We start from the raw sequence: 15,579 nt of genomic DNA on the forward strand, positions 1-15,579 counted from the left end.
TCCTGGTTTTTATATAAAATAATGTTTTGGTAAATGTTCCTGCTTCTCCTTTACCATTAAGACAAATCCTAGAAGATCTTTTATTTCATCTTGATAGTCTCGTGGAAAACTTGAAATATACTTTTGAGGAACAACAAGTGTAAGTCGGGAATCGTGCATCTCTTTTAACTGATTCTTTGATATTCCCTGCTGAAGAGTAAATAAAAATTTATCATCCACACGATCCGCCTCCGTCAATACTTGCCGCCAACGATCTTTGCAAGTAGTCTTAGCCCCCAAAACGATAAGGTCCTCAGCCGGAAATTGTATATTACGATAACATTTACTATTTGGAAAAAGAAAATCCGGTTTTTTATTATCTTCAGTTACAGCTTGCTCCTCAAAAACAAGTGCATTATGTACAAATATATCAGATAAATGATGCTCTAATGATTTACCGGCACGAGACTTACGACGATTAAGTACTTCGTTAGCTGTTTGTATAAATGTATCAATACTATCAAAAGAATGTGTTATTATATCCACATAAAATTTTTCTTCCATACATTTAAACAGTCGGAATTCAGTATCTACCCAATTCAACAAGACATCATCAGGATTAGTTTTAAAAACATTTTCACTAATTTTATAAGCCTTATTATAACATTCTCGTGCTCCTAATGCCATTTGTCGAGTGTCTGGAAATTTATCAAAACGACTAACAAAATCATGGAAGAGTTGCACTATTTTTTCGTCTGGTTTAATAACACCCGCTACATCTATTAATTGATTTGTTTCGTCTGGAGCAAGATTGAAATAAGCAAAAATCCATCTATATCTTCATCAGCACTAAGAACATAGCCCAAATAATCTTCTTCAGTATATTTAGCAATAATGAGTAAATCTCCAACATTATCATCTTGAAAAAAAGGAAAGCCACGACCAAAACGGGTTATACGATACTCATTACGTGTACCTTGTCCATAATATTTCATACAACTTTCCGTTGTAAAGTCATCCTGCCATTTTATTTGTACAGTTTTCTCCTTGTTTTCCCCTTTCTTTCCCGGTTCATCAAAAAGTAAACTCGATGCACACTTAGGTATATAAAAACCTGCTTGATGACTTCCTGTTGCACCTGTATCATTTCCAGTTATAAACCGGCACCAAGCAGCCTTAGATTGCTGCACACTCTGTATCGCAGAGTCCAGAATGTTGCTCATAATTATTGATTGTTTTAATAATTTGTTCAGAAACTGCAGTTATGAGTGGAACTACTACAGAATTTCCACACTGCCGATACGCTTGTACATCAGAGACTTGATCTAAACGATATTTATCAGGATAGCCCATCAATCGAGCACATTCACGAGGTGACAATCTTCTAGGATTTTTCCCATTTCCTTGTGGAACAAGTATTTCTGAACCATCTTTATAGTAACGGGCACTCAATGTACGAGAGATACCGTTAAGATCAACCATCCCAAACCCAAAACCATTTCCTTTTACGCGATGTTTCTCTGCATAGTTCTGTAAATAACTCCAAAGTTTATCACTCAATGTATATTTATCATCAACATCCGGCTCTAAAATCTCCCGTATGCCCCGTGTAGATTGTTTTTGTTCAGGAAAACAGAATTGTTCTTTCCCATGAAAAATTTCACGATTAAATCCAACAATCATAATACGCTCCCGATGCTGAGGTACATAAGCCTGCCCATCCATAACCAGAAAATGAATCGAATAATTCAATTCTTCCAGTGTACCTTTTATAATCTTAAAGGTATTGCCCTTATCATGTGACAACAAATTCTTCACATTTTCCAAATAAAATGCTTTAGGGCGATGACGACTAATAATATCCGCTACATCAAAGAAAAGTGTACCTTGAGTTTTGTCCTTAAAGCCCGTTTCCCGTCCTAAACTTTTCTTTTTAGAAACACCGGCAATAGAAAAAGGTTGGCAAGGAAAACCTGCGCATAAAATATCAAAGTATTGAGGTATATAACTTTTAGTAACTTCTTTCGTTATATCTCCAAATGGCATTTCACCAAAGTTCGCCAAATAAGTTTTTGAGCATATTTATTCCATTCCGAAGAAAAAACACATTTTCCACCTTGTGCCTGCATCGCCAAACGAAAACCTCCCATGCCTGCAAATAAATCAATAAAAGTAAATTGGGGAGATTGAGGACTAGGGAAAGGAACCCTAAAAAAGTCAGAAAAGAGACTATACTCAACAGGGTTTTCAGCAACCTTCATTACATACTCTTCAGTTATCGTCTCTTCCTTATTACTTTTTTTCGCTCCAAAAATTCCCGGATAGTATATAATATTTCTTTCTTACTTTGTTCATTACCAACACAATCATTATTATGCAGGTAATGGCTTAACACTGCCAATTGGTTCTCCCAACTAGTTTCGCCATATATCTTGATGCCATTTTGTACATCAACCTCTTCCGGAAAGTCAACGAGTTTTATATCTTGTATGATTAGTTGCTTAGCTGTCATTCAATTATTGATTTGGATACAAAAATATAGTTTTTTATCGAGAATAACGAATCCCATCTTCACTAATAGTATTAATAACCTAAATAAGAGAGAACAAAGCTGGTGTACATCATTGCCCTGAAAAACATTCCATTCTAACTTTTTTAACGATTAGCCAAACTAATACAGTCAGTCTATATGTTTTGCATTATAGTTTTCTAATACTATCTTATTCAAAGTATATAACAACCCTTTCAAATTTTGGTCCCGAACTTTACTTTTCAACTGACATTCCCATAATAAAATAACATGCCATCCCATAGTCCGGAGTTGCATTCGTTCTTTTAGATCCCGTTCTTTATTCTTCTCTATTTTTTCCTTCCAGAATTCTGTATTGGTCTTCGGCAAAACATAATATTTACACCCTTCATGTCCATGCCAGAAACAGCCATTTACAAAGATCACTGTTCTATACTTTCTTAACACAATATCAGGAGTTCCTGGCAACTTTTTCACATTAACACGAAAACGAACACCTTGGGAAAATAGATATTTCCGCACAAGAATCTCCGGCCTCGTATTTTTACTACGAATATTCGACATGCACTTCCGCCGTTGCTCTTTTGTTAAAACGTCTACCATACCTCAACAAAATTTAAATACAAAAGATAAATGATTCCTAATGCAAAGATAAAAATTATCATCCATGAATTACAATATTAAACACAAAGAATGCACTCATTATCTCTTCAATTTCCACACTCTCAAAACAAGCGCCGAAATATTTATAGACGCCTTTAACTAAACTCGAAATATTTTCACTACATTCACAGCATGAAATGCAGAATTATACTCATACTATTAGCTATTCTCTTTTTTACAGGATGCTATAACAGAGAACAGATTTCCCGGCTCGACGAGGCGGAAGCACTGTTACAAAACAAGCCGGACAGCGCCTTAACAATATTACAACAACTCAAATCAGAAGGCAGTCAGGCTGAACAGGCCAGATATGCGTTGCTTTATTCCGAAGCTTTAGACAAAAATCATATCAAAGCAACAAATGATTCGCTGATTCGACGGGCTTGGGAGTATTACAAACATCATCCCAAAGATTTACGCAGTCAATGCAAAACTCTCTATTATTGGGGAAAAGTCAAACTGCACGCAGGAGACAAGCCGGGAGCGTTACGCCTTTTCCTGAAAGTTGAAGAGAAATTGAAAGATACCAATGAACCTTATTATGCAGGGCTTTTATACAGGCAGATCGGTGAAGTGTATTATGAACAGATGAACTATAGCCGGGCTTATCATTATTTTCGCGAAGCTCGCAATAACTTCCGACAATCTGATAACACTCGCGAAGAAACAGAATCAACTCTTGATATGGCAGCCGCAACTTTTCATTCGAAAGATATAGAGAAAGCTATGCGGCTCTATTCTGCCGCCCTTGATTTAGCTGATGAGCACAAGTACGATAAGTTAGCCAAAGCCAGTCTCACCAATCTTGCCTCTCTTTATGTGGTGTCAAGCAAAAAACAGATTCCTCATGACCTGCTGCAACGTATCGAACTCTCTGCCCGGCAAGATACGTTATACGGATATCACACATTAGTAGATGTGAATCTTCTAAAGAACCGTATAGACAGCGCACGCTACTATCTGGCACTCGCAGAAGCACACACAACCGATATTCGTGATATGGCAGACCTGCAATACACCGCTTATCGGATTGAAGCACAGGCCAGGAACTTCGAGAAAGCGACGGAGAAGATACATCATTATATCTATCTGACTGACTCACTGACACGTTCGAATATGCAATTCTCTGCCGGTATGGTGGAACGTGATTATTTCAAGGAACGATCCAAATTTGCCGAATACCGGATGAAGAACCGTACTATTTGGGAGATTGCCGTAGCAACCGTAATTCTTCTGATAATAGGGGTAGCATACTACATCATCCGCCAACGTCTGCGCTTGCAACGCGAACGTACCGACCGCTATCTGCTATTGGCAGAAGAAGCCAACTCTCAATACAAAACCTTGACAGAATACATGGAAGGACAGCAGAATGCGGAAAATCATTTAAAAGGTTTGGTAGCTTCACGCTTTGACATCATTGACAAACTGGGAAAAACTTACTACGAGCGAGAGAATACTGCATCGCAACAGGCAGCCATGTTCCACGAAGTGAAACAGATTATCACTGATTTTGCAGAGAACAATGAAATGCTGCAAGAGCTGGAACTTATTGTGAACACCTGCCATGACAATGCTATGGAAAAACTACGGAATGATTTTCCGGCAATGAAAGAAGCTGACATCCGGTTGCTCTGCTATATTTTCGTAGATTTTTCTCCACAAGTAATCAGTTTGTTTATGAAAGATACCGTTGCTAATGTATATGCCCGTAAATCACGACTCAAATCACGTATCAAATCGGCAGAATCCACTAATAAAGACCTGTTTTTAGCACTTTTCGGATAGGTGTTAGACCAGTGTTAGAAATCCCCAAAACACAGTTTAACTAATACGCTGAATACCAACATATTCAAAAACAAAGTGTTAGATTTATCAGATTACTTCATAACTCAAAATTGATGCGATCTTACTATTTTTGCATTCGAAAAAATGAAAAAAGAAAAGATTATGAGAAAGATTGTTATTCTACTATGCACCATGCTTTTCATGGTAGCATGCGAAAAAGGAAATGAAGAAGTGAGAGAAGCTAAGGTTATAGTAGCTGTTTATGATGAGAATGGAAAAATTATAACGGATGTTCCCGTGAAAATGTATAATGAAAAAGATTATAGGATTTTTGAAAAAGATAATTTAACCCGACCTACTGCAGTCATCCAAACAAATGAAAGTGGTATAGCAACCTTTGTACTACCACGCGAAGAATGGTTCGCAACACAATCGCAACGGTTACTGACATTCGTGGTACAAAAAGGAGGCGGTCCCGACAACTACCAGATATGGTCTGCCGGCAAAACTGTAGAAGCCGGAAAAGTCATAAAAATTGAAATACGTTTAACCCAATTCCCTAACTAAACTTTTATCACATGAAACAAACTAGACTCTATATAGTTGTGGCATCTTGTTTGCAAATAATTTTAGGAGCTGTATTATTAAGTTGCAGCACCGAAAATGATGAATACAAGAAAGATTCACCTTCGGCTGAAAATCCTTCTGAATCCACCGGAGCCTTACTTGAGGATTTCTCCATAGAACAATTGCCCGCAAAAACAATTTATGCATTAGGAGAGAATATAGACTTAACCGGCCTTAACGTGACAGGAAAATATGATGACGGGAAACAACGACCTGTGAAAGTTTCTCCGGAACAGCTTAGTGGTTTCTCTTCATCTGCGCCTGTCGAAAAACAGGAAGTAACCATCACAATAGAAGGAAAACAGAAAAGCTTTTCCGTTCAGATTTCACCCGTCCGTGTAGAAAATGGAGTATTGACGGAAGTTTTGAAAGGACATAATGAAATCACACTTCCCAATAGTGTGAAGTCCATTCCTAAGGCTGCTTTCAGAGGTAGTCAAATAAACAAGGTGGTACTCAACGAAGGATTGCGATCTATTGGAGATATGGCTTTCTTTAATTCAACCGTTCAGGAAATTGTATTTCCGACGACTCTGGAACAACTTGAAGAAAACATATTCTATTATTGCCGGAATCTGAGAAAAGCAGATTTGAGCCGGACTAAGCTCACCAAACTTCCCGCCAGCACTTTTGTATATGCAGGCGTTGAAGAAGTGCTGTTACCTGTGACACTGAAGGAGATCGATGCGCAGGCATTTCTTAATACTTCCCAACTGAAAACGATTGAGATTCCGGAAAATGTAAGAACAATAGGTTTGGAAGCATTTCGGGAAAGTGGTATTACGACCGTGAAGCTGCCGAATGGTATTACAACTATAGCTCAAAGAGCCTTTTATTACTGCCCGGAATTAACGGAAGTGACAACCTACGGAACCGTTTTCAATGATGATCCCGAGGCTATGATTCACGCCTACTGCCTTGAAGGATGTCCGAAATTAGCTCACTTCGAAATTCCTAAAAGTATTCGGATATTGGGGCAGGGATTACTGGGTGGTAATAGAAAAGTGACTCAACTAACCATTCCGTCAAACGTCGCACAGATTAATTTTTCAGCTTTCAATAATACAGGTATTAAAGAAGTAAAGGTAGAAGGGATAACACCTCCGCAGGTATTTGAAAAAATATGGTACGGATTCCCGGACGATATTACTGTCATTCGTGTTCCTGCCGGATCTGTGGAAAAATACAAGAATGCAAATGGTTGGAGGGATTTCACAAACAAAATAACAACGTTTTAACAGTTCTCTATTTTTTCGATTATAATCCCAAAAGTTGGTTTAACATCCACTTTTCCGATTATAATCGAAAAATTCATTTTATTAGGACATATATTAAATCTCCCCATTCACTCCCAATCCAAACAGGGCAAAATCGCCCAAACAAGGATCCTCCGGAAAGACCTCACCCAATGCCATCGTTATCTGACGGGCATTTTTCAAAAGAAAAAGTTTCCGTATCTGTCAACTTGAAATAATGCGCTACCCGGCAGACATGTGTATCTAAAGGAACAATCAAATCTCTGCGATCAAACCTTTCCCAAATCCCCAAATCGACCTCCGAATCCCGACGAATCATCCAACGCAAAAACATATTCAGTTTCTTTTGAGGACTTTTAGCAGAGACTTCAAGAAATGCACATAACTTTTCCATTGGTATTCCGGGATATAACATCAAAGCTTCCTCCAGACTTTCAAACTGTGTATAAGCTGTATATAATCGCCGAAAGTATCCATAAAAATCAGCATACGACAACATCCGATAAAAGCTATTGGTCGCTCCCGAAGGAAAATCCTTCTCCCACTGGCGGGACAATACATATCGATAAGGTGAATCTCCCATTAATCTATGCAGTTCGTCCGCCTTTTTCAAAATCTGTTTACGATTGCCAAAACTCATAATCGCCGTCAACAGACCACTGATTTCAATATCCTGTTTCAACGTATATCGATGAGGGAACTGCACCGGATCACTTATAATAAAGTCAGCACGATGATAAATCTCCGCACACATCAAAAGTTTATTCTTTATATCTTCAGTCATTTTGAGAAAGTATCAAGTATTGAAAGCACAAAAGTACATATTCTAGTTGGATTTCCTCTTTAAGTAAATGACGGATTGTATCCCTAATAAAATAACAAACAGATATTCTGCCGTCATATACACAGTCAGAGAAGCATGAAAACATTCACTTAACAGATACAGATAAATCAAATATACCAGAATAGTGATTAACTGGAAGATAAAAGCGAGCTTCGTCTTTCCTGTACCGGTAACAGCATTAATATAAACATATCCGGGCAGTGCAAAAGTATAATTCAACAGCATAACTATAAAAGGATAGAAAGCTAATCTCACCAGATTATCGTTATTCGTATAAAATCCGACAATCCATTGATTGCTCCAAAGAGCTATCCCTATCAACGGAAGTCCCACCACATAGCCCAGCTTAAGAACTTTACGACAAACAGGAAAAAGTTCTTTCCCCGCTCCTGCTCCAATCAAATTACTGACTAACGCTCCCGTAGTGGATACCAAAGATAATAAATCTTACTTTATATCACAATGTGGTACGGTATTAGCAGATTACTTATAGTAAAGAGATGTATTAAAAACATTGATTACAACATTAACAGATTGACTTATAAAGATATACCATATTCTAAAGCTAAAGAATGATTCTTAAATATCTTTCTCTTTTGAAAAAGGGCATATCATTTTGAAAAAGAGTAGTAACCAATAAATAACCAGATAACAATGAAAGTTTGTAAATTCGAGAAAATTAAAGATGAGGATGAAATGAAGCAAGTAATCAATTGCATTCAGAAAGAACATCCTTATGTAGCTGTAGTCCCTATATTGGCACAATTACAGGAGTGGTTACAGGCTATTTCCATCAGTTGGTTTCACGAAGAAGATGAAGCTTCTCATGCCACAGTCAATGCCATCGAAACATATTGCTGTACCCTTGCCAATCATCTCATTACAGATTCGCACCTAAATCAGGAAATTAAAAACCGGATTCTGGAATGCATAAAGAAAATACATATACTTGTAGAAGACAAAGCAGATTTACTGATTGATAAAATGATAAAAGCGGAAGTATACGGATTATCCAGTGATTTATTCACTTATTGCTTACGTCAACAGGGTCTTCGTGCCCAAACATTAGATACCGGCAAACTTATACAGATCAATCTGGAAAGAAAGCCGGATATCCCATATATTCAGGAATCTATCCAACAATACATTGACGAGAACCGGAATGTAGATATTTTTATCGCCCCACTTTCCATTTGCAGGAATGTGTATGGTGAAATAGACTTCATGAGCGAACAACGCAACGATTACTATGCAACAGTGCTTGCCACCCTATTCAAAGCGGACGAAATACTGTTATCCACCCCTATCAACCATATCTACGCAAACCGGAATTGCCTGCGAGAACAACATTCACTAACTTACATAGAAGCCGAACAACTGATTAACAGCGGAGTACACCTACTCTACGCAGATTGTATCACCCTTGCGGCACGCTCTAATATAGCTATCTGCCTAACCGATACACACGATCTGTCAACAGAACGGCTCTATATATCTTCCCATGACACAGGCAACAGTGTCAAGGCCATCCTCTCACAGGATTCGGCTACCTTTGTACGTTTTACCTCATTAAATGTATTGCCCGGATATTTGTTTATGGGTAAGATATTGGAAGTTATCAACAAATATCAAATCAATGTCATCTCAATGGCCTCATCCAATGTATCCATCTCGATGATGCTGACAACCAGCCGGGACACCCTGCGAATCATTCAAAGGGAACTACATAAATATGCCGAAATGGTTATGGACGAAAATATGTCTGTGATACATATCATCGGCTCCCTTCATTGGGAACGCACACAAGTAGAAAGTCATATTATGGATACTATCAAAGATATCCCCGTATCTCTCATTTCTTATGGAGGAAGCGATCATTGTTTCACACTATCTGTACATACCACAGATAAAAACAGACTGATTAGTTCGTTATCCAAACAATTTTTCGAGAGTCAGTGCGCAGCCTGACTCAAAGCCGGATAAAAAGAAACCGGAAATGTATGCTTAGATTTTATATTCCTCTATCTTCCGGTACAGGGTGGTAAGTCCGATTTTCAACAAACGGGCAGCTTCCGTTTTATTCCCTTTCGTATATTCCAACACACGTGCAATATGTCTGCGTTCCATTGCGGCCAACTCAAAACAGCCTACACTATCGTCCGAACATTCATAATGAGTGTTCTGGATTTCCAAAGGAAGGTCGCAGATATCCAGCCGTCCCCCTTCGCATACAATCAGGCTACGCTCAATCACATTTCTCAATTCACGGATGTTCCCTTTCCACGGCTGTTGTTCCAGAGCTTCCAGAAAAGCGGGAGTCATCTCATTGATGGCATACGAAAGTTTTTCGGAGAAACTCTTGGCGAAAGCAGTGGCAAGAATCCGGATATCACCGGTACGTTCACGGAGCGAAGGAAGATGCACCTGAAAAACCGAAAGACGATAAAACAAGTCTTCACGGAAATGTCCTGCTTTGATCTCCTCCTGCAGGTTGCGGTTGGTAGCAGCAATGATACGCACATTGACTCTTGTCGGCTTGGTATCACCGATCTTTATATATTCTCCCGTTTCAAGGATACGCAGTAACTTTGCCTGCAGTTCGAAAGCCATCTCTCCGATTTCATCCAGAAAGATCGTTCCGTTATTAGCTTCTTCAAAAAGTCCTTTCTTATCTTTCAGTGCACCGGTAAACGAGCCGGCCTTATGTCCGAACATCTCGCTTTCGAGCAATTCTTTGCTGAAAGACGAACAGTTGACTGCCACAAAATTCTGTTTGCTCCGTTTACTACTATAATGTATAGCTTGCGCAAAAACTTCCTTTCCTGTTCCTGTTTCCCCCGTCAGTAATACGGGAACATCTGTCACAGATACCTTCTGCGCCAGAGATACAGCCTCTTTCAACACCTTTGACTCACCCAGAATAGAATCGAACGAGTACATCTGCCCGACTTTCTTTTCCAGTTTTTCCAAACGGACATTCATCTTTGCTTTCTCCACGGCACGGCTGATTAAAGGGATAATCTTGTTATTATCATCTCCTTTTGTTATATAATCAAATGCACCGTTTTTAATAGCCTGCACCCCGTCGGGAATATTGCCGTGAGCAGTAAGAAGAATCACCTCTACATTGGGAGCTATTTTCTTGATGTTCAACACCAGATCCACTCCGTTTCCATCAGGAAGAAAAACATCGCATAAAGCTACGTCGGGCGATTGAATTTCCAGTTGTTTGATGGCAGCTTTGCAATCACCTGCCTGACACACTTCATAGCCCTCAAGTTCCAGCATACGAGCTAAAAGACTGCGAATCTGGACTTCATCGTCAATAATAAGAATTTTACTCATACAATTTATCTACATTAAATAGAAGAATGAAAAACAGGGTGCGCAAATATAGTTTTTTTATCTGAATCCATGAACATTTCTTCGATACAGTTTGTTATTTCCGCAGGAAACTATTTACGCTATAAACAGATGAAAATAATTATTATTGGGGGAGTTGCAGGAGGAGCCACCACTGCTGCCCGAATCAGACGAGTAGATGAAACAGCTGAAATTGTCCTTTTAGAAAAAGGAAAGTACATATCATATGCCAATTGTGGCCTACCCTATTATATAGGAGGAGTGATAGAGGAACGGGATAAATTGTTCGTGCAAACCCCCGAAGCCTTTTCTACACGCTTTCGCGTAGATGTACGCACAGAAAATGAAGTGATTTTCATTGACCGGAAAAGAAAGACAGTGACTGTCCGCCAAAGCAGTGAAGATACTTATGAAGAGAGCTATGATAAGTTAGTCATATCTACCGGAGCCTCTCCGGTACGCCCCCTCTTCCCGGAATCGACCTAAGTGGAATCTTCACACTAAGGAATGTCACCGACACAGATCGGATCAAAGAATATATCAAGAACCACGCCCCACGAAAAGCTGTTGTCGTAGGAGCCGGATTTATCGGCCTTGAAATGGCGGAAAACTTACAGGCACAGGGAGCGAAAGTATCGATTGTGGAAATGGGCAATCAAGTGATGGCCCCTATCGACTTTTCGATGGCATCACTTGTTCACCAACATCTGATGGATAAAGGAGTAAACCTCTACTTGGAACAAGCTGTCGCCTCTTTTAGCCGGGATGGAAGAGGATTGAAAGTTACTTTCAAGAATGGCCAGTCAATCTCTGCCGACATCGTTATTCTATCTATCGGCGTCCGCCCGGAAACTAATCTGGCACGGGCTGCCGAACTGACTATCGGTCCTGCAGGAGGTATCGCTGTAAACGATTACCTGCAAACCTCTGACGATTCTATTTATGCTATCGGTGACGCGATCGAGTTCCGCCACCCGATCACGGGCAAACCCTGGCTCAACTATCTCGCCGGACCTGCCAACCGTCAGGGACGTATCGTTGCGGACAATGTCCTCGGAGCAAAGATTCCTTACGAAGGCTCTATCGGTACTTCAATCGCAAAGGTTTTCGACATGACCGTTGCTTCAACCGGCTTACCCGGCAAGCGTCTGCGTCAGGAAGAGATAGACTATATGTCGTCTACCATTCATCCCGCTTCCCATGCCGGCTACTATCCGGATGCCATGCCGATGAGCATTAAAATCACTTTCGATAAAAAGACAGGAAGATTATATGGCGGACAAATCGTCGGTTACGATGGGGTGGACAAACGGATTGACGAACTCGCACTTGTCATCAAGCACGAGGGAACAATTTACGATCTGATGAAAGTTGAACAAGCGTATGCTCCTCCGTTCTCTTCGGCCAAAGATCCGGTAGCACTGGCAGGATATGTAGCTGAAGACATAATCACAGGTAGAACCAATCCTGTATACTGGAGAGAACTGCGGGACATTGAAATGGAAAATAAATTCCTGTTGGATGTCCGCACCCCGGATGAATTTTCATTGGGTAGCTTACCGGGTGCCGTGAATATTCCGTTGGATGAACTTCGCGACCGGTTGGCAGAATTGCCGAAAGATAAAATGATTTATACATTCTGTGCGGTGGGGCTACGGGGCTATCTTGCTTACCGTATACTGACACAACACGGATTTGACAAGGTACGTAATCTCTCGGGAGGGTTAAAGACTTATCGGGCTGCCACTGCTCCCATCATCATACGGGAAGAAAATGGAAACCCAATAGACGAATCACCCATACAGCAGGAAACTACTTCCCAAGCCAGTCAGGCCAACGTTTCTACGGCTCCCGTCACTGCTACTGTAACTGATGCTTCCGCTACCCCTGCCAAAACAGTCCGGGTGGACGCCTGCGGGTTGCAATGCCCCGGTCCGATTCTGAAAATGAAGAAAACAATGGATACACTGGTTTCAGGCGAACGGGTGGAAATCACCTCAACCGATCCCGGTTTTCCGCGCGACGCCGCCGCATGGTGCAGTTCGACGGGTAATCAACTGATTTCGAAAGATACCTCCGGAGGAAAATCTATTGTTGTCATAGAAAAAGGAGAACCAAAATCGTGCAATATTGTTACTTCATGTGAGGGCAAAGGAAAAACCTTCATCATGTTCAGTGATGATTTGGATAAAGCCTTGGCTACTTTTGTACTGGCAAACGGCGCAGCGGCTACAGGACAAAAAGTCACCATCTTCTTTACTTTCTGGGGACTGAACGTTATCAAGAAGTTGCACAAACCGGAAACCGAAAAGGATATTTTCGGAAAAATGTTTGGTATGATGCTGCCTTCCAGCTCCAAGAAACTGAAACTTTCTAAGATGAGCATGGGCGGAATGGGCGGAAAAATGATGCGGTATATCATGAACAAGAAAGGGATTGATTCACTGGAATCTTTGCGCCGGCAAGCTTTGGAAAACGGTGTGGAATTTATCGCTTGCCAGATGTCAATGGATGTGATGGGAGTAAAACAAGAAGAACTTCTGGATGAGGTGACCATTGGCGGCGTAGCAACGTATATGGAACGGGCGGATAACGCAAACGTTAATCTATTTATTTAAAAAATGAACTAATAAAATATTCAAATAAGGTATGAAAACAATATGTGCAATGCGTGATGTATTCAAAGCAATGGGAAACTTTGAAACAGCATTTGAAAAAATGTACCAGATAACGCTAAATGAAGCAATGATATTGTGTGCCCTCAAAGAGGCATCGGAGAAAGTGACGGCTACCAATCTGTCCAAGCAAACCGAGCTAAGCCCCTCACACACATCCAAAATGCTGCGAATACTGGAGGAAAAAGGGCTGATCATCCGGTCGCTCGGAAGTGAAGACCGGAGACAGATGTACTTCCACCTGACCCATACGGGCAAGCAACGAGTAAATGAACTGGAACTTGATAAGGTAGAGATACCCGATCTACTTAAACCCCTGTTTAAATAAACGGATTTTCAAACAATTATCTGTAAATAATGAACGGTGAGCAAACTCCCTGATAATGGGGCAGAGTGCTCACCGTTTTTCTTTAAACAGGGCAAAAGATATATGTTAATTTTCCGGCAAAAGAAATTTCCATCTGAACCTTTTTCCACCTTTCTTGTTGTTTCTATCAAAAGCCCAAGGTACCTGGGCGCGATTTTTATATAACCTAAACATTATAAAAGATATGAAGAAATTAATTCCTATTTTATTGGCGGTCTTTGCACTCGCTTCATGTGAAAAAGACCCGGACATGGGTAAGCTGGATGACAATTATCTGGTATACACTAACTACGACAAGAAAGCCGATTTCAAAGTTCCTACATTCTATCTGGCACCCCAGATTCTGGTGATTAGTGACAGTAAAGAACCGGAATATCTCGAAGGCGAAGGCGCAGAACAAATTCTGGCTGCTTATACAGACAATATGGAAGCTAGAGGTTACGAAGCGGCAGCCGACCAGGAAAGTGCAGATCTTGGTATCCAAGTGAGCTACATCGCAAGTACTTATTATTTCACCAGCTACGCACAACCTGAATGGTGGTGGGGTTATCCCGGATACTGGGGACCTGGCTACTGGGGTGGCAACTGGGGTGGCGGATGGTACTACCCGTACGCTGTAACTTACAGTTATAGTACTAACTCCTTCCTGACAGAAATGGTGAACTTGAAAGCTGAACAAGGGGACAGTAAAAAACTGCCTGTTGTATGGACAAGTTATCTGACCGGATTTGAGACTGGTTCCAAAGCTATCAACCGCACTCTCGCAGTAGAAGCTGTCAACCAATCATTCACTCAGTCACCTTATCTTACTAACAAATAAACAACTACAACTGTTATGAAAACAAGAAAAAATATATACTTCAAGGTAGTAGCCTTGGCGGCTATTGCCATCGCCTTCGCTATGCCGGCTAAGGCACAGTTATCAGACAACGGATATGCGAATATAGACTGGCAGTTCAACGCTCCATTAAGTAATCACTTTGCAGATAAAGCAAGCGGTTGGGGTATGAACTTCGAAGGTGGTTATTTCGTTACTCCTAACATTGGCTTGGGTCTTTTCCTGAACTATCACAGCAACCACGAATATGTAGGCCGCGAAACCTTCCAAATGGGTGCCGGTGAAGTTACTACCGACCAACAGCATACTATTTTCCAATTGCCTTTCGGTGCTGCTGCACGTTACCAGTGGAATCGTGGCGGGTCTTTCCAACCTTATGTCAGTGCTAAATTAGGTGCTGAATATGCAAAAGTCCGCTCTAACTTCAATATGCTGGAAGCAAGAGAAAACAGCTGGGGATTCTACGCTTCTCCTGAAGTAGGTATCAATGTATTCCCATGGGTTTACGGACCGGGCTTGCACTTTGCTTTGTACTACAGCTATGGTACCAACAAGGCTGACGTACTGCATTACAGTGTAGACGGATTGAGCAACTTCGGTTTCCGCTTGGGTGTATCGTTCTAAAAAGAACTGCAACTATCAGAATATT

Annotated in this window: 12 protein-coding genes and 4 pseudogenes; 8 read left to right on the forward strand and 8 right to left on the reverse strand. The window is 40.6% G+C overall.

Annotation, left to right across the window (positions count from 1 at the left end; translation table 11 throughout):
• Positions 1–9: 9 nt before the first annotated feature.
• From NXX38_RS02625 to NXX38_RS02650, 5 genes and pseudogenes are all read right to left on the reverse strand, one after another.
• Positions 10–666 carry a type II restriction endonuclease gene (locus NXX38_RS02625; RefSeq protein WP_258978555.1) on the reverse strand — a complete coding sequence of 219 codons (657 nt, stop codon included), beginning with the start codon at positions 664–666 and terminating at the stop codon, positions 10–12.
• 95 nt (positions 667–761) lie between these two features.
• Positions 762–1,202, reverse strand: coding sequence for an EcoRII N-terminal effector-binding domain-containing protein (locus NXX38_RS02630; protein WP_258978556.1), 441 nt, complete (start codon positions 1,200–1,202; stop codon positions 762–764).
• Positions 1,156–2,240, reverse strand: a pseudogene (gene dcm / locus NXX38_RS02635) (DNA (cytosine-5-)-methyltransferase). The gene NXX38_RS02630 and the pseudogene dcm overlap by 47 nt, the downstream one beginning before the upstream one ends.
• A gap of 14 nt (positions 2,241–2,254) precedes the next feature.
• A complete protein-coding gene (locus tag NXX38_RS02645; protein WP_258978559.1) occupies positions 2,255–2,491 on the reverse strand; it encodes a hypothetical protein in 237 nt (78 codons plus the stop codon).
• A 168-nt stretch (positions 2,492–2,659) separates the two neighbouring features.
• Positions 2,660–3,112: a very short patch repair endonuclease gene (locus NXX38_RS02650; RefSeq protein ID WP_258978561.1), complete on the reverse strand. Its 453-nt coding sequence runs from the start codon at positions 3,110–3,112 to the stop codon at positions 2,660–2,662.
• A gap of 192 nt (positions 3,113–3,304) precedes the next feature.
• Here NXX38_RS02650 and NXX38_RS02655 point away from each other — a divergent pair, with 192 nt between their 5' ends.
• From NXX38_RS02655 to NXX38_RS02665, 3 genes are all read left to right on the forward strand, one after another.
• Complete coding sequence (locus NXX38_RS02655) at positions 3,305–4,960, forward strand: hypothetical protein (RefSeq protein WP_258978562.1); 1,656 nt, start codon at positions 3,305–3,307, stop codon at positions 4,958–4,960.
• A gap of 162 nt (positions 4,961–5,122) precedes the next feature.
• Positions 5,123–5,527, forward strand: coding sequence for a hypothetical protein (locus NXX38_RS02660; RefSeq protein WP_195649910.1), 405 nt, complete (start codon positions 5,123–5,125; stop codon positions 5,525–5,527).
• Positions 5,528–5,538: 11 nt separating this feature from the next.
• Positions 5,539–6,825, forward strand: a complete 1,287-nt coding sequence (locus NXX38_RS02665) for a leucine-rich repeat protein (RefSeq protein WP_258978563.1) — start codon at positions 5,539–5,541, stop codon at positions 6,823–6,825.
• Between the two features lie 93 nt (positions 6,826–6,918).
• On the opposite strand, the pseudogene NXX38_RS02670 reads toward NXX38_RS02665, so the two are convergent.
• A pseudogene (locus tag NXX38_RS02670) lies at positions 6,919–7,627 on the reverse strand (TIGR02757 family protein).
• 42 nt (positions 7,628–7,669) lie between these two features.
• A pseudogene (locus NXX38_RS02675) lies at positions 7,670–8,125 on the reverse strand (MATE family efflux transporter); the annotation flags it as partial.
• Between the two features lie 216 nt (positions 8,126–8,341).
• On the opposite strand from NXX38_RS02675, the gene NXX38_RS02680 reads away from it, so the two are divergent.
• A complete protein-coding gene (locus NXX38_RS02680; RefSeq protein WP_258978564.1) occupies positions 8,342–9,655 on the forward strand; it encodes an aspartokinase in 1,314 nt (437 codons plus the stop codon).
• A 36-nt stretch (positions 9,656–9,691) separates the two neighbouring features.
• Here the strand turns inward: NXX38_RS02680 and NXX38_RS02685 are convergent, their stop codons facing one another.
• On the reverse strand, positions 9,692–11,032 hold the full coding sequence (locus NXX38_RS02685; protein ID WP_195649914.1) for a sigma-54 dependent transcriptional regulator: 1,341 nt from the start codon (positions 11,030–11,032) through the stop codon (positions 9,692–9,694).
• Positions 11,033–11,161: 129 nt separating this feature from the next.
• On the opposite strand from NXX38_RS02685, the pseudogene NXX38_RS02690 reads away from it, so the two are divergent.
• From NXX38_RS02690 to NXX38_RS02705, 4 genes and pseudogenes are all read left to right on the forward strand, one after another.
• Positions 11,162–13,668 (forward strand): annotated as a pseudogene (locus NXX38_RS02690) (FAD-dependent oxidoreductase).
• A 31-nt stretch (positions 13,669–13,699) separates the two neighbouring features.
• Positions 13,700–14,053 carry a MarR family winged helix-turn-helix transcriptional regulator gene (locus NXX38_RS02695; protein WP_148367106.1) on the forward strand — a complete coding sequence of 118 codons (354 nt, stop codon included), beginning with the start codon at positions 13,700–13,702 and terminating at the stop codon, positions 14,051–14,053.
• 223 nt (positions 14,054–14,276) lie between these two features.
• The gene (locus NXX38_RS02700) at positions 14,277–14,912 is read left to right on the forward strand and encodes a DUF4136 domain-containing protein (RefSeq protein WP_074558601.1); all 636 of its coding nucleotides are present in this window, start codon (positions 14,277–14,279) and stop codon (positions 14,910–14,912) included.
• A 15-nt stretch (positions 14,913–14,927) separates the two neighbouring features.
• Positions 14,928–15,554: a porin family protein gene (locus tag NXX38_RS02705; RefSeq protein ID WP_004307005.1), complete on the forward strand. Its 627-nt coding sequence runs from the start codon at positions 14,928–14,930 to the stop codon at positions 15,552–15,554.
• Positions 15,555–15,579 lie beyond the last annotated feature (25 nt).

Source organism: Bacteroides sp. BFG-637 (genome assembly GCF_024793605.1).
Taxonomy (GTDB): Bacteria; Bacteroidota; Bacteroidia; order Bacteroidales; family Bacteroidaceae; genus Bacteroides; species Bacteroides vicugnae.

Excerpts from the sequence above, each read along its gene's own strand:
- NXX38_RS02625 (WP_258978555.1), bottom strand. The coding sequence starts at position 666 with ATGGCATTAGGAGCACGAGAATGTTATAATAAGGCTTATAAAATTAGT.
- NXX38_RS02630 (WP_258978556.1), bottom strand. The coding sequence starts at position 1,202 with ATGAGCAACATTCTGGACTCTGCGATACAGAGTGTGCAGCAATCTAAG.
- NXX38_RS02645 (WP_258978559.1), bottom strand. The coding sequence starts at position 2,491 with ATGACAGCTAAGCAACTAATCATACAAGATATAAAACTCGTTGACTTT.
- NXX38_RS02650 (WP_258978561.1), bottom strand. The coding sequence starts at position 3,112 with ATGGTAGACGTTTTAACAAAAGAGCAACGGCGGAAGTGCATGTCGAAT.
- NXX38_RS02655 (WP_258978562.1), top strand. The coding sequence starts at position 3,305 with ATGAAATGCAGAATTATACTCATACTATTAGCTATTCTCTTTTTTACA.
- NXX38_RS02660 (WP_195649910.1), top strand. The coding sequence starts at position 5,123 with ATGAGAAAGATTGTTATTCTACTATGCACCATGCTTTTCATGGTAGCA.
- NXX38_RS02665 (WP_258978563.1), top strand. The coding sequence starts at position 5,539 with ATGAAACAAACTAGACTCTATATAGTTGTGGCATCTTGTTTGCAAATA.
- NXX38_RS02680 (WP_258978564.1), top strand. The coding sequence starts at position 8,342 with ATGAAAGTTTGTAAATTCGAGAAAATTAAAGATGAGGATGAAATGAAG.
- NXX38_RS02685 (WP_195649914.1), bottom strand. The coding sequence starts at position 11,032 with ATGAGTAAAATTCTTATTATTGACGATGAAGTCCAGATTCGCAGTCTT.
- NXX38_RS02695 (WP_148367106.1), top strand. The coding sequence starts at position 13,700 with ATGAAAACAATATGTGCAATGCGTGATGTATTCAAAGCAATGGGAAAC.
- NXX38_RS02700 (WP_074558601.1), top strand. The coding sequence starts at position 14,277 with ATGAAGAAATTAATTCCTATTTTATTGGCGGTCTTTGCACTCGCTTCA.
- NXX38_RS02705 (WP_004307005.1), top strand. The coding sequence starts at position 14,928 with ATGAAAACAAGAAAAAATATATACTTCAAGGTAGTAGCCTTGGCGGCT.